At 54.2% G+C, this 22,009-nt stretch carries 23 protein-coding genes and 1 pseudogene; 21 read left to right on the top strand and 3 right to left on the bottom strand.

Annotation, left to right across the window (positions count from 1 at the left end):
* Positions 1-151: 151 nt before the first annotated feature.
* Positions 152-928 (top strand): annotated as a pseudogene (locus ACN0UH_RS17245) (MCP four helix bundle domain-containing protein); the annotation flags it as partial.
* Between the two features lie 102 nt (positions 929-1,030).
* Positions 1,031-1,786, top strand: coding sequence for a methyl-accepting chemotaxis protein (locus ACN0UH_RS17250; protein ID WP_417663229.1), 756 nt, complete (start codon positions 1,031-1,033; stop codon positions 1,784-1,786).
* A gap of 11 nt (positions 1,787-1,797) precedes the next feature.
* Here the strand turns inward: ACN0UH_RS17250 and ACN0UH_RS17255 are convergent, their stop codons facing one another.
* The gene (locus ACN0UH_RS17255; protein ID WP_417663207.1) at positions 1,798-3,864 is read right to left on the bottom strand and encodes a putative bifunctional diguanylate cyclase/phosphodiesterase; all 2,067 of its coding nucleotides are present in this window, start codon (positions 3,862-3,864) and stop codon (positions 1,798-1,800) included.
* 329 nt (positions 3,865-4,193) lie between these two features.
* On the opposite strand from ACN0UH_RS17255, the gene ACN0UH_RS17260 reads away from it, so the two are divergent.
* From ACN0UH_RS17260 to msrA, 17 genes are all read left to right on the top strand, one after another.
* Entirely contained in the window at positions 4,194-4,715 is a 522-nt protein-coding gene (locus ACN0UH_RS17260) for a sigma-70 family RNA polymerase sigma factor (RefSeq protein WP_417663208.1), read from the top strand.
* 2 nt (positions 4,716-4,717) lie between these two features.
* Positions 4,718-5,662, top strand: coding sequence for a FecR domain-containing protein (locus ACN0UH_RS17265; protein ID WP_417663209.1), 945 nt, complete (start codon positions 4,718-4,720; stop codon positions 5,660-5,662).
* Between the two features lie 110 nt (positions 5,663-5,772).
* The gene (locus tag ACN0UH_RS17270; protein ID WP_417663210.1) at positions 5,773-8,277 is read left to right on the top strand and encodes a TonB-dependent siderophore receptor; all 2,505 of its coding nucleotides are present in this window, start codon (positions 5,773-5,775) and stop codon (positions 8,275-8,277) included.
* Between the two features lie 252 nt (positions 8,278-8,529).
* On the top strand, positions 8,530-8,820 hold the full coding sequence (locus ACN0UH_RS17275; protein ID WP_417663211.1) for a DUF3649 domain-containing protein: 291 nt from the start codon (positions 8,530-8,532) through the stop codon (positions 8,818-8,820).
* A complete protein-coding gene (locus ACN0UH_RS17280; RefSeq protein ID WP_417663212.1) occupies positions 8,817-10,454 on the top strand; it encodes a PepSY-associated TM helix domain-containing protein in 1,638 nt (545 codons plus the stop codon). Before ACN0UH_RS17275 ends, ACN0UH_RS17280 begins: the two co-directional genes overlap by 4 nt.
* A complete protein-coding gene (locus tag ACN0UH_RS17285; protein WP_417663213.1) occupies positions 10,454-10,798 on the top strand; it encodes a DUF3325 domain-containing protein in 345 nt (114 codons plus the stop codon). The genes ACN0UH_RS17280 and ACN0UH_RS17285 overlap by 1 nt, the downstream gene beginning before the upstream one ends.
* Before the next feature lie 133 nt (positions 10,799-10,931).
* Positions 10,932-11,180 (top strand): hypothetical protein, encoded by a 249-nt coding sequence (locus ACN0UH_RS17290; protein ID WP_417663214.1) that lies wholly within the window; start codon positions 10,932-10,934, stop codon positions 11,178-11,180.
* Positions 11,181-11,272: 92 nt separating this feature from the next.
* On the top strand, positions 11,273-11,554 hold the full coding sequence (locus tag ACN0UH_RS17295; protein ID WP_087517629.1) for a peptidylprolyl isomerase: 282 nt from the start codon (positions 11,273-11,275) through the stop codon (positions 11,552-11,554).
* 460 nt (positions 11,555-12,014) lie between these two features.
* The gene (locus ACN0UH_RS17300) at positions 12,015-12,716 is read left to right on the top strand and encodes a YebC/PmpR family DNA-binding transcriptional regulator (protein ID WP_417663215.1); all 702 of its coding nucleotides are present in this window, start codon (positions 12,015-12,017) and stop codon (positions 12,714-12,716) included.
* Positions 12,717-12,906: 190 nt separating this feature from the next.
* Positions 12,907-13,533 carry a hypothetical protein gene (locus tag ACN0UH_RS17305; RefSeq protein ID WP_417663216.1) on the top strand — a complete coding sequence of 209 codons (627 nt, stop codon included), beginning with the start codon at positions 12,907-12,909 and terminating at the stop codon, positions 13,531-13,533.
* Between the two features lie 29 nt (positions 13,534-13,562).
* Positions 13,563-13,985 (top strand): NUDIX hydrolase, encoded by a 423-nt coding sequence (locus ACN0UH_RS17310; RefSeq protein ID WP_417663217.1) that lies wholly within the window; start codon positions 13,563-13,565, stop codon positions 13,983-13,985.
* A gap of 111 nt (positions 13,986-14,096) precedes the next feature.
* Entirely contained in the window at positions 14,097-14,354 is a 258-nt protein-coding gene (locus ACN0UH_RS17315; protein WP_417663218.1) for a hypothetical protein, read from the top strand.
* A gap of 137 nt (positions 14,355-14,491) precedes the next feature.
* Entirely contained in the window at positions 14,492-15,016 is a 525-nt protein-coding gene (locus tag ACN0UH_RS17320) for an ankyrin repeat domain-containing protein (protein WP_417663219.1), read from the top strand.
* Between the two features lie 110 nt (positions 15,017-15,126).
* Positions 15,127-15,462: a DUF2025 family protein gene (locus tag ACN0UH_RS17325; RefSeq protein ID WP_417663220.1), complete on the top strand. Its 336-nt coding sequence runs from the start codon at positions 15,127-15,129 to the stop codon at positions 15,460-15,462.
* A gap of 331 nt (positions 15,463-15,793) precedes the next feature.
* Complete coding sequence (locus ACN0UH_RS17330; RefSeq protein WP_417663221.1) at positions 15,794-16,201, top strand: GNAT family N-acetyltransferase; 408 nt, start codon at positions 15,794-15,796, stop codon at positions 16,199-16,201.
* A gap of 196 nt (positions 16,202-16,397) precedes the next feature.
* On the top strand, positions 16,398-16,805 hold the full coding sequence (gene msrB, locus ACN0UH_RS17335) for a peptide-methionine (R)-S-oxide reductase MsrB (RefSeq protein ID WP_417663222.1): 408 nt from the start codon (positions 16,398-16,400) through the stop codon (positions 16,803-16,805).
* Positions 16,806-16,807: 2 nt separating this feature from the next.
* A complete protein-coding gene (gene msrA / locus ACN0UH_RS17340; protein WP_417663223.1) occupies positions 16,808-17,491 on the top strand; it encodes a peptide-methionine (S)-S-oxide reductase MsrA in 684 nt (227 codons plus the stop codon).
* Between the two features lie 94 nt (positions 17,492-17,585).
* On the opposite strand, the gene ACN0UH_RS17345 is transcribed toward msrA, so the two are convergent.
* Positions 17,586-17,930, bottom strand: coding sequence for a hypothetical protein (locus ACN0UH_RS17345; RefSeq protein ID WP_417663224.1), 345 nt, complete (start codon positions 17,928-17,930; stop codon positions 17,586-17,588).
* An 84-nt stretch (positions 17,931-18,014) separates the two neighbouring features.
* Complete coding sequence (locus tag ACN0UH_RS17350; RefSeq protein WP_417663225.1) at positions 18,015-18,857, bottom strand: S1 RNA-binding domain-containing protein; 843 nt, start codon at positions 18,855-18,857, stop codon at positions 18,015-18,017.
* Positions 18,858-19,176: 319 nt separating this feature from the next.
* Here ACN0UH_RS17350 and ACN0UH_RS17355 point away from each other — a divergent pair, with 319 nt between their 5' ends.
* Together ACN0UH_RS17355 and ACN0UH_RS17360 are read left to right on the top strand one after the other, a co-directional pair.
* Positions 19,177-19,365 (top strand): hypothetical protein, encoded by a 189-nt coding sequence (locus ACN0UH_RS17355; protein WP_177408671.1) that lies wholly within the window; start codon positions 19,177-19,179, stop codon positions 19,363-19,365.
* A 257-nt stretch (positions 19,366-19,622) separates the two neighbouring features.
* Positions 19,623-21,869 carry an LTA synthase family protein gene (locus tag ACN0UH_RS17360; RefSeq protein ID WP_417663226.1) on the top strand — a complete coding sequence of 749 codons (2,247 nt, stop codon included), beginning with the start codon at positions 19,623-19,625 and terminating at the stop codon, positions 21,867-21,869.
* The last annotated feature ends 140 nt before the right edge of the window (positions 21,870-22,009 follow it).

Genomic DNA, 22,009 nt, shown 5'->3' on the forward strand with positions numbered 1-22,009 from the left:
GTGTTCTATGGCGTAACACTGAACCGGGGAAAGTGCATCCGCCAAAACTGAGATCTATCGGCCCCTGGTTTGAGAAAGCATTGGCAGCTCAATCCGAGTTACTGTGCGTGGTATAGACTGGGTTATTAAGCAATCACTCAGGAGATCCAACATGCTTCGTGCATTCGCCGATTTGGGATTTCGTTGGAAAATTGCATTGCCAATTCTACTGCTGGCAGTGCTTTTGGTGACGATGGGTGTTCTGGGGATGCGCGGCATCACTCAGGTTGCAGATTCCAGCAGCAAATTGACTACACGTTACTTACCAGGCATCAGCTTGCTGTTGAATGCGGACCGTGATCTTTATCAAGCCTTTGTGGCCGAACGCAGTTTGCTCGATGAAGCGGTTGGCAGCCGGGCGCAAGCACTGAGTGCAGCGCATGCGGAGAACGTGCAACAGGCTTACGATCGCGTGCATAAGTTCGCGGACATGCAACCCGGCAGCGAAGCAATGAAGCTGGTCGCGCAGTTTGATGCCGGCTTCGAGCGCTGGAAAACCACTTCACAACAGGTAGTGCAACTAGCAACCAGCGATCCACAGGCAGCAAGTAATTTGAGCTTTAGCGCCAGCGAAGAACAGTTCGAGGCAATGCGTACAGCTATCGACAAGCTCGGTGAAATGGACGATCAAGCAGCAAATGCTGAAGGACTTTCAGCTATTGAGTTGGGCAAAACACTGAGCTGGCAACAAGGTTTGATAATCACCATTGGTTTATGTGTGTGTCTGGTGTTGGTGATTGGCTTTCCGATTTTGGTGACCGGTCCACTGCACAATCTGCTTAATCGTATCAATCAGATTGCTGACGGCGATGGCGATTTGCGCGTGCGTCTGGATGTTGTCTCCAACGATGAACTGGGCAAGCTAAGCCATGCGTTCAACCGTTTTCTCGATAAGCTGCAACCACTGATCAAGGAGGTTGGCCGGGTCACCGGCGAGGTCGAAAGTTCGGCACAGAATCTGGCCAACCTGGCAGTCGCCAATGATCGACTCATAAGCAGCGAGTATGCCGCGGTCGATCAAGTAAGCACCGCCGCCACCGAAATGAGTTCTGCGGTTCATGAAGTGGCGCGCAACGCACAAAGCGCGGCAGATGCTGCGCGCAGCGCCGAGGCCCAGTCCCGGGACGGAGCGCAGGTGGTTGGCGGAGTGATTGAGTCTATTCGGCAATTGGCCCGGGAAGTTGAAAGCGCCTCGACAAGTATTCAAGCCCTTGAGATGGAAGCTGGGAACATCGGTGCAGTGCTCGCCGTTATCAAGAGCATTGCCGAACAGACCAACCTGCTCGCACTCAACGCCGCCATCGAAGCGGCACGGGCTGGTGAGCAAGGTCGAGGATTTGCCGTGGTAGCCGATGAAGTGCGGGCACTGGCTGCGCGCACGCAAGACTCGACCAAGGATATTCAGGTGATGATCGAACGCCTGCAAATTGGCGTGCAGAATGCAGTCAAGGCTACTCACTCCGGCAGCAGCATGGCCCAACAGAGTGTTGAGCAAGCGGCGGGCGTGGATCAAGCCCTGACCGATACCAGCGACTCAGTACAGCGCATCAATGATATGGCTGCGCAGATCGCCACCGCCTGCGAAGAACAGAGCAGCGTAACCGAGGAGATTGCGCGCAACATCAGCGATATCCGCGACCTCTCCAATGAAGCCGCGCAGACATCTGAACAAAGCGCGCAAGCCAGCAAGCACCTTTCAGAGCTTTCCCACGGTTTGAGCACCTTGGTCGGTCGCTTCCGGGTCTAGGCCCGAGCAAGCTAGCAGGAGGCCAAGACCCCAACACCCAGGCTTGCGAGCAACATATCAGCCGGTTGCGGCCGGCCTAAATGAAAGCCCTGCAGCGTATTGCAGCCTAAACGGGTAAGCAGGTCTTTTTGGTCGCTTGTTTCCACGCCCTCAGCAACAATCTTCATGTCCAGGGTTTGCCCCAAGGCAATGATCGCCGAAACGATCGCTGCATCATCATTACCCTGCGCCAGCGCCATGATAAAACCACGATCGATCTTCAGTTCGTTAGCAGGCAAACGCTTGAGATAAAGCAGGCTTGAGTAACCGGTACCAAAATCATCGATTGAGATACTCACGCCCAGCGCCGATAAACGATTGAGTACATCCAGACTGGCCTCGGCATCACGCATGGCGGTGGACTCGGTGACCTCAAGGATTAAATACCGTGCATCGACCGCGTAGCGCTCCAAGGCTGAACGCACTACATCCACGAGGCTCACGTGAGCCAACTGAACCGTGGACAGATTGACCGCCATGCTCCAGCTGCCATGCCCTGCATCATGCCAAAAGCGTAGCTGTCGACAGGCTTCATTGATCACCCAATTACCAATTGGAATGATCAAGCCAGTGCGCTCCGCAAGTGGCAGAAACACATCCGGTTGAACCAAGCCGTGCTCCGCGCTTTGCCACCGCAGTAACGCTTCAACCCCGACCATCAAGCCATTAGGCGCCAACATTTTGGGTTGGTAGTGCAGGCAAAACTCTTGGCGCTCAAGTGCTAATCGCAAGTCTTGCTGCAACTGCATTTGCTCATGGGCATTAACGTTCATGGTGCTTTCAAAGAAGCAGTACGCATTACGCCCGGTCTCTTTGGCGTGGTACATCGCCGCGTCGGCGTTGACCATCAACTCATGAGCTGTGGTGCCGTCAGCGGGAAACAAGGCAATACCGATACTGACGGAAAGATTAAGAGTGTTGCCGTCAACACTGTAAGGCTCGGCAATAACCTCGACCAGCCGCTGTGCCAACGCGGCGGCATCTTCAGGTTCGCTGGGATCAACCAATACCACGAACTCGTCGCCGCCCAGGCGGGCCACCGTATCCTCTCCGCGCTTAGCGTCAAGGATGCGTTGTGCGACCTTCATAAGCAGGCGATCGCCGGTGAAGTGCCCATAAGCATCGTTGACGGCTTTAAAGCCATCAAGGTCCATGAATAACAGTGCAAATTGATGTTTTTTTCGAGCGGACTTATTGATCGCCTGCTCCAGGCGGTCATTCAGGAGCAGCCGGTTAGGTAGTTTTGTCAGATTGTCGTGCAGGGCGAGTTGCACCAACTCGGTGTTGGCGCGATCAAGCGAGGTAGCTAACAGGTTGGTGCGTACATCGAGCATGGAAACGATCAAGGCAATGGCGAACACCGCCAAGCTCACCACAATCACCAATACCGCCAGCCACTTGGTATCGATACCGCTGTTGGCTGCGCCACAAAAACTACCCACGGGAAACTGTGCAGCCGCCATGCCGGTGTAATGCATGCCGACAATGGCGCAGCCCATGACCAATGATGCGCCAATGCGCGCATAGGTGTTGACCTCGGAATCCCGGCGCAAACGAAAGGCAATCCACAACGATGCCCATGAAGCGGCTGCCGCGATAACAATCGACAACACAAAAAGCCATGGAATGTAGACAATATCAGGGCTCATGAACATAGCTTCCATGCCGGTGTAATGCATGGCAGCAATGCCAACCCCCATTAATAGGCCGCCCAACCACAGGCGCGCGTAAGGCAGGTTCTCCTGACAAACCAACCACAAGGCGAACGCTGAAGAAAAAATTGCAATGACCAGCGACAGCAATGTCAGCGTGACGTCGTAACCCAAGGATATCGGCAAGCTGAACGCAAGCATGCCAATAAAGTGCATCGACCAGACGCCAAAACCCATGGCAAATGAGCCGCCAATCAGCCACAAGGTTGCCGCGCGTCCCTTGGAGCCTGACACTCGACCGACCATGTTCAGCGCGGTATAGGCAGCAAGAATCGCAACAATCAAAGAAAATACGACGAAAACGCCGTTGTAACTGCTGACCAGCATGGAAAACTCACTGAAGGGAAGGTGCGAGGCGGCGCGCATAGTATCAAAAAGACATCACCCGTAAATCACATGGTGTGGCTCGTCAAGACCAGCGGTAGTTTGTCATCGACTGAGCAGAATCCTATATCGGCCGGAAAGCGATTTAGCTGAGGCGCAGACCGTATTTTTTAAAGGCGGATTGAGTAATTGACGAGACATCTAATGGATATGGGTCGAGCCGCCAAAAGCGTCCAGTTCGTCTAAATCCCCTACCAGCCAAATAACGACACTTGCGTCTGCTCAGCAATCCATAGAGAATAAATGATATCAATTATCATTTAGGCTCCACGGTGTTGTCGCCTCCTCCCTCCTCCGAGCTGGCCAGCCAGCAAGCGCTGCATTCGCTCTATCACCAGCATCATGCCTGGTTGAAAATATGGCTGCGCAAACGTTTGTCTTGCGCAGAAAGCGCTGCTGACTTGGCACAGGACACCTTTGTCCGCGTGCTGGCCAACCGCCAAACTCAAGAGCTGCGTGAGCCTCGCGCCTACCTCAGCAGCATTGCCCGTAGCTTGATGATTGATGGTTTTCGCCGCCGGGCATTGGAAAAATCCTATCTGGAAACCCTGGCGTCTATGCCTGAGCAACTGGAAATCTCGCCAGAAACCCGAGTGTTGATCCTCGAAACCCTGGTAGAAATCGACAGCATGCTCGACAACCTGGGTGCGCGCGGCCGTGAGATTTTCCTCTTGGCCCAACTTGATGGCCTGAGCCAGGTCGAAATTGGTCGACGCCTGGGCCTTTCAACCAACACCGTGCGCAAACATCTGGTCCGCGCCCTGACGCAGTGCATGCTGTTGATTGAGGATTAAGCATGAGCGCCCCTGTGTCTACCGCCGCTCTGCAGGCGGCCGCCAACTGGTATCTCGATCTGCAAGAAGCACCAGACAACGCCGCATTGCTTGACGCACACCAACGTTGGCTGGCTGCCGATGGCGCACATCGCCAAGCCTGGACGCGCCTGGAAAAACTCCAGGACAAGTTGGCGACCCTGCCCACAAGTCTGGCCCGGCCAATGCTGTCAGTTGCGGGTAATAAACGGCGCGACAGCCTCAAGCTGCTCGGGTTGTTGCTGGTTACCGGGGGCACAGCAGGCTTGGCTTGGCAATCGACCACACTCAGCAGCTTGCGCGCCGACCAACGCACCGCCACCGGTGAACGACGCGATGTACGCTTGGACGACGGCAGCACTTTGCAACTCAACAGCGCAACCGCAGTGAATATCGATTACGACAGACAGCTGCGTGAAATCAGTCTGCTACAGGGTGAAATTCTGGTCCAGACCGCCGCCGACCAACAATCCCGCCCTTTTGTTGTACACACCGAGCAAGGCAGCATCCGTGCGCTGGGTACACGCTTTTTAGTCCAACGTGAGGGCGAGTTCACTCAAGTTCGCGTGCTGCAACATGCGGTCGAAGTCCGTACAGCAGACAACCAAGCACCCGTGCGCGTAGAAACTGGCCAACAACTGCGTTTCAGCGCCAGTAAAACGTTGGCTGTAGAACCGTTGGAAAACCATGCGGATGCCTGGGTCAATGGCATGTTGATCGTCAGTAACTGGCCCTTGCCGAAATTTATCGCTGAGCTTGCCCGTTACCGCTCGGGCGTGCTGCGTTGCGACCCGAACCTGAGTCAGCTGCGTATTTCGGGCGCATTCCAATTGGCGGACAGCGACGCGATTCTCGATAACCTGAGCACAACGCTAGCGCTGCGTATTCGTCGAATCAGTCGTTATTGGGTGAGCGTTGAGCGCGCCTAGCCCTGAATAAAATATTTCACTCAGGTGTTGTTGATTCCTATTCTCAACCGTCTTGGTAGTTAAAGCGCCGATTAGGCGCCGCCCACAGAACAACTATCAAAGGACCTTCCATGCAGCTCCAGACTGTCACGCGCCGCGCCCGGCTGCTTTGTTCCGCCTTGCCTGATCCACTGTGCGTGGCTATTCATCGTGCAGTACTGGGCGCAGCCCTTGCCTTGCCACTGGCAACAGCATTGCAAGTTCAGCCAGCCGTCGCCGAATCGGTGGTGACAGAGCAAGAGTTCAGCATCGCCCCCGGTACTCTGGAGTCCGCACTCAATAATTTCGCCGCCACCGCCGGTGTCAGTGTGTCTTCTACCCCGGAACTGATCCAAGGCCGGCAATCAGCAGGACTGCGGGGCCACTACACAAATGATCAGGCGCTGGAAAAACTGCTGATGGGCAGCCGCCTGAAAGTGGTACGTCAAGCCAATGGCAGCTATTCACTGCTTGCACCAACGGCTGACGAAGCCAGCAGCAACGGCGCGCTAGAGCTGGACGCAACCTACGTCACCGGGCTCAGTCTTGGGGCAACCACCGAAGGCACAGGCTCCTACACTACCGGTTCAACCAGTACCGCAACGGGCTTGCCGCTGTCGATCAGAGAAACGCCACAATCAGTGAGCGTGATGACCCGACAGCGCATGGATGACCAAGGCCTCACCCAGCTTAATGATCTGGTGCGCCAAGTGCCCGGGCTGAGCATTAACCAGAGCGGTAACGGTGGCTCGGATACCAGCACGATCTACTCGCGCGGCTTTGCCGTGGAGAACTATCAAATCGACGGCGTGCAGTCACTTAACAGCAACTATAAGTCGATCATCCAAAGCAACGATTTGGCGCTCTACGACCGGGTTGAAATCATTCGCGGCGCCACCGGCTTGACCAATGGCATCGGAACACCGGGCGCGACCCTGAACATGATCCGCAAGAAACCGACATTCGAGCCACAAATCAGCCTCAGCGTCACAGGCGGCTCGTGGGACTACCAGCGCACTGAACTGGACACCAGTGGCCCACTGACCGAGAGCGGCAATATCCGGGGCCGCCTGGTTGGGGTTTATCAGGATAACGAGTCGTATATCGACCGTTTCAATGAACGCAAGAAAGTCTTCTACGGCGTGATCGAGGCCGACCTTACGCCCGACACCCTGCTCAGGGTCGGCATGGATTATCAAAGCCATCAGGCCGATGATCATGCGCGCAGCGGTTTACCGTTGTACAACCAGGATGGTTCGCTCGCCAACTGGTCCGACTCCGACTCGGCGGGTGCGGCCTGGGCCTATTCAAACCGTACATTTACCTCTGGGTTTGCCACCCTGGAACAACGCCTTAACGAGCGTTGGAAAGCCAAGCTGACACTCAACCAGGGTCGCTACGAATATGACGAAGTAATAGGTTACGCCGCCAGTGGTTTCCCTGATCCGGCTAGCGGCGCAGGCATGGGCTTGTGGGCAGGCCGCTGGGAAGCCAAGCCGGTGCAAAACAGCATCGACCTGAATATGGCCGGCAGCTTTGACCTATTTGGCCGCGAACATAATGCGGTCTTCGGTTACAGCCAGCAAAACACCGACTATCGAACCAACGGTTATCCCCTTTGGCGCTTCGCGGACTGGGATAATTCGATTGATAACATCTACAACTGGGACGGCAAGAATCCAGGAAAACCAGCGCTGCCTGCCACCAGCCGGATTGATTACGAAGAAGCTCAAACCGCCGCTTATGGCAGCTTGAGGTTGCGTGCAACCGACGCATTGTCAGTCATTCTTGGTGCCCGCGTTAGCGACTGGGAGAACACCATCAAGACTGATTACTACGACCCGGCCTCAACCGACACAGATGACAAGCGCACTGAAACCGGTGTGGTGACGCCTTTCGCAGGCCTGGTTTATGACCTCAACGACAACTGGTCGCTCTACGGCAGTTACACCAGTATTTTCAAGCCGCAGAGCAACATGACCGAAACAGGCAATTACATCGACCCACTGGAAGGTGTCGGCTATGAAGTCGGCAGCAAGGCGGCATTCTTTGATGATCGTCTCAATCTAGGGCTGGCCCTGTATCAAATCGAGCAAGACAACTTGGCCGTCGCGATTCCCGGCGTGCTCGCTCCAGATGGAAACCAGGCTTACAAAGCTGAGTCCGGCACCAAAACCCGTGGTTTCGAGGTTGAAATCTCGGGTGAGTTAGCCCCTGATTGGGAAGCCAGCGCCAGTTTCAGCCGCAACATCGTGCAAGACAGCGACGGCGCAAAGCTAAACACCAACGTTGCTCAAAACACCGCCAAACTGTTCAGCACTTATACCCTGCGCAACCTCGGAAACGGGCTAACGCTGGGCGGCGGTGTCAATTGGCAGAGCGAAATTTACAGCGATGGCATGGGCCCGCTCGGTGTGCGCTTCACCCAGGATGACTACGCCTTGGTTGATGTAATGGCGCGCTACCCGTTAACCGAGCAACTCAGCGCCACCCTCAATCTGAATAACCTGCTCGATGAGGAGTATTACACCAGCACCTCTTCCAGCTATTTCGGGGCGCCACGCAATGCAACACTGGGTTTGCGCATGGACTTCTAAAAGCCTCTGAAAACAAGTGCAGTTATTTCTATTGAGTATTTCCCGGCTGATGTAGCGCCGCACTGTCGGGAGTGGTGATGTTTACACTGCCGAACGACACATTTTGTCACAGCTTGATAGCCTATTTCCCTAAGAGTTTTACTTTGGTTGTTCGTCTTTGATTTATACGCAACTGATTCTTGTTAAGATTGCTTTTTCATTCCTCGGCTCAGCCGAGGGACCTCCTTTGCTCCGAATGATGGCTGTTTGCTGATGAAACCGACCTTTGCTTCCCGTGGCCGCATTTTGTGGTCACGCACTGCTGCCGCGATTCTCGGCGGCTACGCGCTGACCTCGGCTAGTGTGATTTTTCTCGGTGCAGTGCTGCCGCTACCAAAAAGCCAGGCGATTCTGGCCTCTTCATTGGCCAGCTTTGCGGTTTACACCGCGGCGATCATTTGGGTCTTCGCGGTACAGGACAACCGTCGTGCATGGCTTGGCCTGCTGTTGCCAGCGATGGTTCTGGCTCCGTTGGGCTGGTGGCTTGGGAGGGGCATGGTATGACTCAGGAAATTAAGAAGGATGGCCTGCGTCAGTCGATGGCGTGGCTGCACACGTGGGGTGGTCTCTGGGCTTGTTGGGTGTTGTTTGTAGTGTTCCTCACTGGTTCACTCGGCGTGTTCGATGAAGCCATTACCCGCTGGATGAAGCCGCAAATACCGCAGGCAGGAGAAATGCGCGGCATGGACGATGGCGTCGACCGCCCTCATGCCGTGCGCGTCGGTCAGGCGTATTTGCGTGAGCATGTACCGAGCAGTCACTTCTGGGGCATCGGGCTTCCAAGTGATACTGATCCTGCGGTACGGGTTTTCTGGCAAGACCAGAAAGAACAATTCCAAAACCTGCGCCTCGATGCCGTCAGCGGCGAGCCAATCAAAGCCAGTACCGAGCGCGAAAGTGAAGGCGGCCACCACTTCGTGCACATGCACTTTGAGTTCCATGGCGGCACTGCTGGTATCTGGTTCGTCGGATTCTTCACCATGGCCATGCTCGTTGGTTTGGTCAGTGGCGTGATCACCCATAAACGCATCTTTAAAGATTTCTTCACCTTCCGGCCCGGCAAGCAGCAACGCAGTTGGCTGGACGCACACAATGCGGTGTCAGTGCTGAGCCTGCCTTTCCAACTGATGATTGCCTACACCGGTCTGGCGACCTTCTACATGCTGTATATGCCTGCCGGTATCGAAACCCACTACAGCACCGACGATGCCTACTTCGCCGACCTGCTGACCCAGCCAACACCGCGTGAAGAAACCGGCATCAAAGCCGAGGTTACAGCGCTCGACCAAATTTTGATCAGCAGCGAGAAACAACTGCAACGCCCGCTCAGTTTTATCAGCGTCGAGCACCCCGGTGACAGCAGTGCATCGATTGTGACCTTTGGTCGCTTTATCGAAAAAACCGGTGAATACCGCTTGCTCGGCGACGGCGGTGGCCAGGTGTTCTTCGATGGCGTAACTGGCGAGCAACAAGATATTCAAGCACCCGGGGAACTACGTGGCGGCGCAGCCCAAGACGTGCAATCGGTAATGCGTAACTTGCACTTCGCCGCCTTCGGTGGGCTCACCGCCCGCTGGCTCTATTTCATCTGCGGCCTGGCTGGAGCAGCAATGATGGCAACCGGGGCAATTCTATTCATGGTCAAGCGCCGCCAGCGCTCTCTGCATGAATTTGGCGCTCGCACACCACAGGTTTATCGGATCATCGAGGTGCTCAACATCGGCTCCATCAGTGGTATCAGCCTGGCCTGCATTGCCTTTTTCTGGGGCAATCGCCTGATCCCGCTGGGTGTCACTGACCGCCCCGAATGGGAAGTCATCAGTTTCTTCGTGGTCTGGTTGCTGACGTACGTGCATGCCGCCATACGCCCGGCTACAAAGGCCTGGATCGAGCAATTGCTCGCAGTAGCGGCGCTGTGCCTGGCCCTGCCGCTGCTTAACTGGCTGGTGGTCGGTGACCAGTTCATCAGCTATCTGCAACGAGGCGATGGCGAGCGTGCAGCAGTCGAGTTGACCGCGATATTCCTCGGCCTCTTGAGTCTCTGGACCGCACGCCGGCTCTGGCTTAAAAACCGGCAAAAAGCTGAAAGCAAGACCCCACGAGCAAACTTGAACACCGCCAAAGTAGAGGTGGCTTGATGAACATGATGCTCGCTCTGCTGCTCGGCGCAGCCCTGAGTTACGCCGGTATGGCCGCGCTATGTCTGGGTATGGATCGGCATCACCGACAGGTCTGGACGCGCACAGCGCCAGCCCTTCAGCGGGTATTGCGCGTACTCGGCTGGCTGCTGCTCGCCGTAGCCATTTGGCCCTGTGTTCGCGCCTGGGGCAGCTCGGTTGGTGTGGTCATCTGGTTTGGTCTGCTCAGCGCTGCAGCACTCATTCTGGTGCTGCTTCTGCCCTATCGGCCAAAAGCTGCCGCCCTGCTAATGGGCTTGGCAGCCGCTGGTAGCCTGCCTGCGTTGCTATGGAGTGCTGGCTAGGCTCGCTAAGATTAAAAGGCCTGATGCAGCAATCAGGCCGATGATATTTTGCCGCGCACTGTTCCCCCAGACGCTGTAAGCCAACAGCGCGTATACTCACGCCCTCACTCATCTACTGCAGCACATGGATCACATGAAAACCACTCAACCGCCAGCCCCGGACCTCGACGCCAAGACCGTTGATGCAACAGTCACCGTGGCCGCTGGCGAAACGGCTGCCAAGCCTGCAATTCCAGCCTTCAAATTTCCGTTCTCACCCGCCACCTTTGCGCCGGGCAAGAACGATGCTCAGGCCTGGCATGGCAAGGGCAATAAATCGGCTCACGAGAAGAAAATCGGCCCAGCACCCAACGGTACACGCCGCTCGATGGGTAAGCGCTAAAGCTCTCGGCATTGGTCGGTGATGCATTCGGCGTTTGAATCGTCGACTGATTACGGTAGGCTCAGCAACTTATTTGATAGGAGTACATCCCCATGGCTCGAGCCACTGCCCGCCACATCCTGGTTTCCAGCGAAGCCAAATGCAACGAACTGAAAGCCTCTATCGAAGGCGGCGCTGACTTTGCGCAGGTCGCTAAAGATAACTCCAGCTGCCCATCAAGCCGCGACGGCGGCAACCTGGGTACTTTTGGCCCAGGCCAAATGGTTAAAGAATTCGACACCGTCGTATTCAGCGCCCCGGTTAATGTCGTGCAGGGTCCAGTGAAAACCCAATTCGGTTATCACCTGCTCGAAGTCACAGATCGCCAAGACTGATGACTCTGCTACGCGCCGTTGCATAACGGCGCGCTTGCTTAAACGCCTCGCCCCAATAAAATCTGATCTAAATCAAAGCCTGCTGAATCCGACTCGCTTCTTAGCTCAGCATATTGCTATTAATTGCGCTGCAAACCTCACCCGATCCAATAGGCCGAGCCGGCGCCTACATGGCATCACACGCTATACAGTTTGCTGCTGTCCTTGCTAGGCACCGGATGTGCGCTCTTGGAGATGGCATTGCCGGAAATTGAGCAGGTTTCAAATCGATAAGCGCTAGCCGAGAACCTCAAGTTAGAAGCGTTTGAGCTTTAAACACTAGCTTGTGTGAATTTGATGGGTGCCAGCCTCGCCCGGAACGATTAAAATAACCCACCAACTTTTTGATGCCCAAGCTCCATGCCTTCAAGGCTGCTGCGTCTGGGTGAACTTATCGCATTACTGACTCAAGAGAATCCCCATGGGCGCACAGTGGAAAGCCAAACCTAAAGAAGCCGCAGCCAACGCACGCGGTAAGATTTTTGGTCGCTTGGTCAAGGAGATCATGATCGCTGCCCGTAACGGTGCTGATCCAGACATGAATCCTAAGCTGCGCCTTGCTGTGCATCAGGCGAAAAAAGCCTCCATGCCCAAAGACACACTGGAACGCGCTATCAAAAAAGGTGCTGGCCTACTGGGTGAGACGGTTAACTTTGAACGCACCACCTACGAAGGTTTTGCACCCCATCAGGTACCGGTGATCGTTGAATGCCTGACTGACAACATCAACCGCACGGTTGCCGAAGTTCGTGTGCTGTTCCGTAAAGGCCAGATGGGCGCGTCCGGTTCGGTGGCTTGGGATTTTGATCATGTCGGCTTGATCGAAGCCTCCCCCGAAGGTGAGGCAGATGCAGAGTTGGCCGCTATCGAAGCTGGCGCTCAGGATTTTGAAGAGGCGGATGAAGGCAACACCCTGTTCATCACCGAAATAACCGACCTCGATGCGGTATCCCGCGCTTTGCCAGAACACGGATTTACCGTGAACTCGGCAAATATCGGTTATCGGCCGAAAAACCCAGTAACCACCCTGAACGCTGAACAGCTTGAAGAAGTCGAAGCCTTTCTCGAAGCGATCGACGCTCACGATGACGTGCAGAATGTCTATGTGGGCCTTGCAGGCTAAGCCCAGCTCGCAGCGCGACAGTACTCGGTGTGTTTATCGGCATGCCGAGGACGCGAATCGGCTGCTTCAAGTATGCAAGGGTTGCCGTTTTGCCAAAAATGGCACAAAGCCAGCACCTCGTTACAGGTTAAAATCTTCATTACATATACAGAAATGCGATTCCCATAAGGGATATCCCTAGGAGTTTGCTTTGCACAGGCTTTTAATCCTCGCGTTAAGCGTCTTGCTTACCGCGTGCGCCAACACTGCCCCGAGCGACATACCGCGGCAATCGGCCTACCAACATTCGGTCGCCAGCCCAATGGCGAAAACCACCCTTGAGGCACTGCATAATGCCGAGGTTATTCCTCTGCCGGTAAATCCGGGGGTCACTGTACCTTCCTGGACCATCACTGCCGACCAGCCGCGCTTGAACTTTGGCAGCTCGATTTCAAACTACCGGGTGTACTCACTGGCCCTGAAAAAGGGTGAGCACTTCGATCTCAATGTGAATTCGCGCTGCAACAACTCGTGCCTGGGCGTGAGCAAATTCGCCATCAAGCCGCGCGCCATGCTACTCGACAGCTACGGTGTGGTGATCGCCAACAAACCATCGCACACCACGACCGGTGTCGACCAGATGAGCATGGGCTGGGAGGGTGAAGCGCCAGAGAGCGGCACTTATTACCTGCTGGTTGCAGCGGATAACGAAGACATTGGCAAAACCATTGTGATTGACGACGTGTGGTTGAATAACTCGCCACTAATGTCCGTCAAAGTCGGCATGAACAGCCAATCACTCGACGAAACCAGCGCGCTCTCCAACACCCTGCGCTAACCCACATGTCTCATAACCAATAGCAGCGCATGCCAAGCGAACTTCCGGTCCTGAACATCGCTGCTATTTGCTTATTCGATTTGAATGGGCGCTTGCTTCTGGTGCGCAAGCGCGACACTCAAGCCTTTATGCTCCCGGGTGGCAAATGCGAGCCAGGAGAAAGCTCGCTTGACGCGCTACAGCGCGAACTGCTGGAAGAACTAGAGCTGCGCCTCGATGCGAGCAGCATCAGTTTGCTCGGCCAGTTTTCAGCGCCAGCCGCCAACGAGGCCAACACCCGCATTACCGCAACGGTATACCGCGCCGCCCTGCCGCATAGGGTTTATCCAGCGGCTGAGCTTGAGCAGCTCGAATGGCTAGAGGCGCAAAAGCCACAGCCTGATAACCTCGCCCCACTCCTTTCTGAGCATGTTTTGCCAGCACTTGGCGGCATCTGGACCGCGAATCTCTAAATCAGCCTTACAAAACTTCAATAGCCACTATCAGAACGATTGATTTCTAGTCTGCAGCGCCACTGAATAATCTGTATGCATTCCGAAATACTCAGATCAACAGGTGCTCAGATGAAACATTCAATCGCTCTTTTACTGGCTGCTTTAACTGTGGTTCTCAGTGGCTGCGCCTCGCAACCTGAACCCAGAGAACCAGCCTATAGCGACGCCGAGGTTAAGCAGTTTGCACTTGAGGTCCTGAGCCGCAGCAGCTTGTCGATGGAAGATTACGAGAAAATTCGCAAGGCCCTGCTCAACCCGAATCACTCCATGTCCAACTCGATCAAAAACGTCAAAACCGCTGCTGAGTTCAGCCCCGACAAAGGCTAAAAACTGAACGGCGGCACCTGATCTGACGGGATAAATCGCCTTGATCGATAAAGCCAATCGGTACATTTGCGCTAACCCCGTTATGCTATAGGCAGACTTATTGCCTAGCGTCACGACACTTTATCAAGGAGGGTTAAATGACCGATCAATCAAGCAATGCGGGTGAGCAACTCGACGACGAAGCCCTGGCCTTCGCTGAGCGAGTTTTCGACCATGCGCGCTGCGGTGATACCGACACATTGCGTGCAATGATCGAGCAAGGACTGCCGGTAAATCTGCGTAACCACAAAGGTGACAGCCTGTTGATGCTGGCTAGCTATCATGGGCATATCGAAACCTCGAAAATGCTCCTGGCGGCCAAGGCTGATCCAGACCTGCGCAATCAAAACGGCCAGACACCACTGGCGGGCGCAGCCTTCAAAGGCAATCTCGACATCATCAAAATGCTCCTCGAACATGGCGCTGACGTTGAAGGTACGACCCCGGACGGTAAAACCTCGCTGATGATGGCGGCGATGTTCAATAACGTTGCCGCGATCGACCTGTTGCTCAGCCATGGCGCCGATCCCAAAAGCAGTGATAACAACGGTGTGACTCCACTAACTGCAGCAAAGCTTATGGGTGGCCCAGAAGCTGTAGCGCGCCTGGAGCGTGAACAATAAATCTGGCTATTTAGCGGACCGATTGTGCTGTGATATTGATCTTGGGCAAGATGCCCATTGTTGAGCCGATTAGCCTGTAATGATCACTTGATCACTACAGGCCACGCATCATGAGCACAACCTCTTCCGATATCTGTAACGCTGCCGATCAACTCCAGGGTTTTGTAGGGTTTAATCAAAAAACCGGGCAGTACATTGTGCGTTTTAGCGAAGATTCATTCGGCCTGGACATCATCGAAAGCTCCATTGAGCCGACCAGCGAATTCGTCTGGAGCGTGCAGTCTGGCGAACACATGTGCTTGAACCGCACACGTATACAGCTACTGCTTGACCAACATATCGATGAACGCCTAAACATCACCACACCGATTCAGCTGTATATGCAGCGCGATGACTTGCCAGAAATCGTTGCCGAACGCCGCATCAGCAGCTGTGCTAAACGCTGAGACTTTAAGCAGCTGCTTTTCTGGTCAATCAGCGTAGACTGGACTTTACCAACGCTTATCGGAGGGAGGTGGCAATGACCCAAATGCTCCGCGCTCACTCACTTTTCACCCACTGAGGTAAAGATCATGAGCAAAGGTATGGATTCAAAAAAGAACAGCAAAAAGAAACCGCTTAAAACCGCTCAGGAAAAGCGCATGGCCAAGAAATCCAAGCACGAGGGTCAAACCCTGCTTGGCAGCCACGCCGCGCACACCTGATACAATTGCCCAGCGCCTGCCAAGCAGCTGCGCTGGGCTTACAGCCCGGTCTAAAACTTACTATCGATCGACTATGCCCGCAACGCGCCTTCGAGCCTTACCTGAGGCACTAAAACCCCTGGCGAATAAGTTTTACAGCGCGCACCGTGCAAAGATGAAAGCCGCCCATGACGATCAAGTCTGGACGCTTGAGCAATCGCACATTATCGCCGCACTGTGCCTACGTCCGGTCGCCAACGGCCACTGGTTAACCAGCCTGTTCGTTGCCCCCGAGCACCGCCAGCAAGGTCACGCCAAACAACTCATACACTCAGCGATCGCCAACTGTTGCGGCCCGATTTGGTTGTTCTGCCACCCCTCGCTGAGCGACTTTTATCAGGCATTGGGCTTTAGCCCCGCCTTGCAGTTGCCAGCCCCCCTTAATGAGCGGCTTAGGCGTTACCAACGCAGCAAACCGCTGATCGCCTTCTGTACTGACTGACTCTAAAACGCTAATGCCAACTGTAATAACTGCGCATTTTTAGTCTCTATATTGCTCAGGACAGAGGATGAAAATACTCATGAAACGACGTTCTTTTCTCCACGGCCTCGCTCTCTTACCAGCACTCCCGCTGTTAAGCCCAGTGATACGACCTGCATATGCTGAAACAACAGCAACGGCAGCAGGTATTACGCCTTTGCACAAATCCAATGAGGCGTGGAGCGAAATACTCGAACCAGACGCATACGCGGTCTTGTTTGAGGAAAGTACTGAGCGACCGAATACTAGCCCACTCAATCATGAAAAGCGTGAAGGTACCTATATCTGCGCAGCATGTAACCTGCCGCTGTTCCTTAGCGAGAACAAGTTTGATAGCGGCACCGGCTGGCCGAGCTTTACCCAGCCAATTGCCGGGCATACCGGCTCGAAGCGTGATTTCAAATTGATCTGGCCACGCACTGAATACCACTGCATTCGCTGCGGCGGTCATCAGGGGCACTTATTCAACGACGGTCCAGCGCCGCGTGGTGAACGCTGGTGTAACAATGGCGTTGCGCTGCAATTTGTTGCCAAAGGCCAAGACTTGCCTGCTTTAAGGAGCTAATGATGTCAGCTGATTTACTCGCAAGAACCAAGCGCTTCGCACTTGTCGGCGCGACGCTAATGCTAAGCGTACTGCTCAGTGCTTGTGGACCAACCTCTTCGCAGTCTGCCAACGCGCAAGCTGCATCAACACCGTCGAGCATCGACCTTAAGCCCGGCGAACAAGGGGTCGCGGTGTTCGCCGGTGGTTGCTTCTGGTGTACAGAGTCGGACTTCGACAAAGTGCCTGGCGTCTTATCGACGACCTCCGGTTACATCGGCGGCTCGGTCGTCAATCCCACTTATGAGCAAGTCTCGTCAGGTAATACCGGGCACCTGGAAGCCGTGTTAGTGAGTTATGACCCGAACAAGACCAGCTATGCAAAACTGCTTGAAGCTTACTGGCCGACTATTGATCCACTTACTGCCAATGCGCAGTTCTGTGACCATGGCACGCAGTACCGCAGTGCGATTTTCTACAGTGATGACGCCGAAAAGGCCGCAGCCGAAGCCTCGAAAGCCGCACTGCAAGCCTCAGGAAAACTCAAAGGCAAAATTGTCACTGAGATATTGCAGGGCAAGACCTTCTACCCTGCCGAGGACTATCATCAAAACTATTACCTGAAAAACCCGCTGCGCTATAAATATTACCGTACCGCCTGCGGTCGTGATTCACGGCTCGAGGATGTCTGGGGCAGTAAAGGCTAGGAGTTGGCGCTTTAAACACGCATAAAAAACACCAGCGAATCAACATTCGACTGGTGTTTTTTTGGTCTGGAACGAACTGAGTACAGCTAATCCATCAGCGGTTTCGCTGGCGCTCATAGGTTGAACTGCCCGGGGTGCGCTCAACCTCGTAACCACCCGGATATACCGTGGTTTGACGGATACCGCCGCGGGTTTCGAATGATTGGCTGCCCGTGTTGTTCTGTTGGTGTACAGAACCGAGATCACTCGGCACTTCACGACCGCCGTAGACATTAGACTGTCGCGAGCTACGCGACTGGCCGATACTGCCAGTCGCGCCGGGGCTGATGTAGGTTTTGGGGATAACCCGGATTGTCTGCTGCCCAGCTTGATCGGCCTGGGCAATGTTGAGCGCGCCGAACAGCAGTCCGGCACTCAACAAAATATTCAGTTTGATCATTGCTCTGCTTCTCTGTCTGGAGAACTGCATTGCATCAGACAACCCCGTTTTGTGGATGCTCCTTCGCAGCGACCACCGGTAACCTTACTTACCGATCAGCTCGATACGGTCTTCGTGAATGGTGATCAAACCCTGCTTGTACAAACCGCCAATGGCTTTCTTGAAATTACCTTTGCTGACTCGAAACAGAGCAGTAATGGCCTCAGGCGAGCTTTTATCGCTAAGCGGTAACACGCCATCATTGGCCCGCAGCTTACTCAGCACTTGATCGCTCAAGCTACCAACAGCCTCTTGACCAACCGGCTGCAGGCTCAGGCTGATTTTGCCGTCACCGCGCATTTCCTTGATAAAGCCTTTCTCTTGCATGCCGCTGCGCACAAACTTGAACAGTTCGTTCTTGTGCAACAGGCCCCAATGCTTGCCATTGATGATGGCTTTGAAACCCATGTCAGTGGCATCGGCAATCAACAAGTCAACTTCCTGCCCCGCCTTGTAAGGCGCCGGGATGTTATCAAGGTAGCGATCAAGACGCGCAGTTGCGGTAATACGCTTACTGCGCTTGTCCAGAAACACATGAACCACGCAATAGTCACCGACCTGAAGCGGACGCTTCTCTTCCGAGTGCGGCAGCAGCAGGTCTTTAGGCAGCCCCCAGTCGAGAAACAAGCCAACATTATTGATATCAATCACTTTCAAACTGGCAAATTCACCGACCTGAACTTTAGGCTTTTCAGTGGTAGCGATCAGCTTGTCTTCACTGTCCAGATAGACAAATACATTAAGCCAGTCTTCAACCTCACTCGGGGTATCACTGGGGATGTAACGCTTGGGCAATAAAATTTCGCCGTCAGCTCCGCCATCTAAATACAGGCCAAAGTCGGTGTGCTTCACGACCTGTAAAGAATTCATTCGTCCAATTAACGCCATGGTACCCAACCCTCATTGCAATGCCTGCATTCTAACTGAGTTACAGCCAGTATTCTCGCTGGGTGTTGCCAATCAGCTTCGCCCAAGCGGTTGGCCATCCGCAGCGACCCGACCAATGGCAAAAAAGCGATCAACGTTTAATTAAATATTAATATTTAATTTAATAAAAACAGTTATTTGGACGCAAAACCTAAATATAAAATAGCTCAATAAACTACTTAATCAGTTTCCCTCTTATAAAATCTAGACGTTATTAAGCGAATAATTGTCAAGCAATTCGTGTATACTGGTCGACCGAGTTAATTTTGAGTAAAGGTTAATGGCCGTCATGCGCGTAAAAGCATCAAACACCAAATCCAAACCAGCTCCAGCTGTTGAAACCAGCGCCTCTATTGACGCGCAGATTGCAGCATTCCTGAAATCGGGTGGTGAAATCCAGCAGATCGCCAAAGGCGTCAGCGGTCAGGTTTACGGCACGACCAAGCAAATCACCATCGGTAAGAAGTAAAACGAGCCACAACGCTAGGGCTATTTGCTTATAGGGCAATGTGATGGCAACCAAACCGCCAGACACTTGCCCTAAGCGTTCAGCTTAATCCCCTCCCCTGAAACATCCCCGTCTCGCAGTCAGCCGCGAAGTCAGCGCTATTTTTCATCTCAGCACTAGCGGTTAGCACACAGTTGTTTCAAAATCACGACAGACCGCCAGAGCGGTAGATTCGGCAATGCCGTTGAATGTGAATGGCATTGTCCTCAGGAGTACTCGTGCGTTTTCTTAACCGCTGGCATAGCCCGACCTACAGCGCACTGCTAACACTCTGCTCACTATTTATCTTTATTCCAGTAATCAGCCGTTTCCTGCTCGGCTGGTCACAGCCTTATGGTTATCTTTCGGATATCGCTGTCGGTGGCCTTCTGGTTGTACTGCTCTACCAGCGCACACTAATCATCGCTCTGCCGTTGATGATTCTGTGGAGCATTCTGACCTTAGCCAATGTTGAGTTGATTTCTGCAGTTGGGCGCATGCCTGAAATTTCCGATCTGCATTACCTGACCGATGCGAAATTTGTCAGCCGCTCAACCCATGGCGCAGGACTTAGCCATCCGGCGCTGGTCCTGGCTTTGCTGCTCAACATCGGTATATACCTGCTGCTGTTATTACGTCAGCAACCTGCTGCACGCCAGCCAGTTGGCGGCGCGTGGCTATTGGTACCGGTGGCGCTCTTCACCAGCCACGCGGTATTGCAGTACCGCGCGCCGAGCGAAAACGATCAGTGGTTTCAATTCAATCTGCCCCACAAGCTTGCTGCGGAAGGTTTGAGCAACGGCGAACAAGACCTGCAAAGCTGGTTGAGCAATCAACCGCCTGGCGCGCCTGTGGATATTGCCGGCCTTCAGCAACTGGATTTGGACGGCACTCCCCTGCTGGACCACCCTGGGCGTGCACGTAACGTCTTGATTGTGACGCTTGAAGGCGTTCCCGGTGCCTATCTGACGCCGAGCCGTGACGCTTTGCGCAGCCCATACGACGGCAACACCATGCCACGTCTGAGTGAGTGGGCTGAGCGCGGCATGCTCACGGCCGATTATGTCTTGCACAGCCACCAGACTATTCGCGGCTTGTACGCAATGCTCTGCGGCGACTTTGGCAAACTCGACTCAGGTACGCCAAAGGGCGTTGAACTGCTCAACAACCCTGCTCGCAGTGAGCAGTGCCTGCCCGCTCAGATGCGTAAAAATGGCTTTAGCACTCACTATCTGCAAGGTGCAGGCCTGCGCTTTATGGCCAAAGACCAGATCATGCCGCAGATGGGCTTCGATAAGACCCTTGGCCGTGACTGGTTTACCAATCCGCCTCATCTGAATTTCCCGTGGGGCATGGATGACCGAAGCTTCTTTGAGGGCAGCCTTAACTACATAAACCAGCTGCGCAAACAAGAACAACCCTGGATGCTGACACTGATGACTGTCGGCACACACCAGCCTTACTCGGCGCCTGCTGATTACTTGCAGCGCTTCCCGGACAGCAAACTGGCGGCCGTGGCTTATCTTGATGACGCAGTCGGTGACTTCCTCGATGCGCTCAAGCAACAAGGTGTACTCAAAGACACCTTGGTTATTGTCACTTCTGATGAGTCCCACGGCATCGAAAATCTGCCGCTCGCCTCAGCCTGGGGCTTCAACTTGATACTGGCCCCAGAACAACAGCAACTGCCGCACCTCAAAAAAGGTGTATACGGCCACGTTGACCTCAATGCATCGGTGCTCGACTACTTTGCCCTGCCCGTGCCCAGCAATATCAGTGGCCGCTCGCTGCTGCGTGACTACGGTTCAGGCCGGCAGATCATCTCCTACACCAACGGCCTGCTGCGTCAGCATGATGGCAAGGGCATCTTTACTGAATGCGATTTCCAGCACGTCTGTCGGCGCTACGCCAGCGCTGGCTTTATCAATGATAAATCGCAGTACCTGGGTCGTTTTACCGGCAAACCTGCGCGCCTACTCAGCCAGCAAGCAGCGCGCCTCAATCAGTCTTTACGCAACGCTAATGCCAGTCAGCATTATGAGTTTGCCAATGATCAACCGATTCAGCTTAAACCTCAGCGTACCGACGACTGGGCCGACAACCTAGTTGGCGCACAGTACCTGGAGTTGCCTCAAGGCACCCAAACCACGGTAACCATGAAGATTCGTGCGGTAAATCTCGATGCCGCTGGCGCCACCTTGCAACTGAAAACCAAGGAGTACGACCGTGATGTCGAGATCGCAATTCCTCAATTGCCCAAGCTCACGACAGACCAACCGGTCAGCGTAACCTTTACCTTCAACAACCTAGATACACGTAAAGCCTTCTCTTTCCATCTGCTCGGGCAAGGCAACGGCGCCATTGAGCTAGACGAATTCACTGTCACCACTGAACCGCGCACTGGCAGTCTGGTTGCAGCGCAAAACGATGCACCAATAGCAGCGGAAACGCCGACCGAGCCGCCTGTTGAAGACGTGCCTAATTAGCTCTCTCAACCAGTAATAAAAAGCCGCCAGCGAATCACTTCGATGGCGGCTTTTTATTAGAGCCTGACCCGTCCTGAATAAGGTTTACACCTTCTAGGTTCTTTTTCAGGAGAGTCCCATGACTGAAGGTGTACGACGAA

The sequence above is a fragment of the Pseudomonas sp. genome, from assembly GCF_048265905.1.
Taxonomy (GTDB): domain Bacteria; phylum Pseudomonadota; class Gammaproteobacteria; order Pseudomonadales; family Pseudomonadaceae; genus Aquipseudomonas.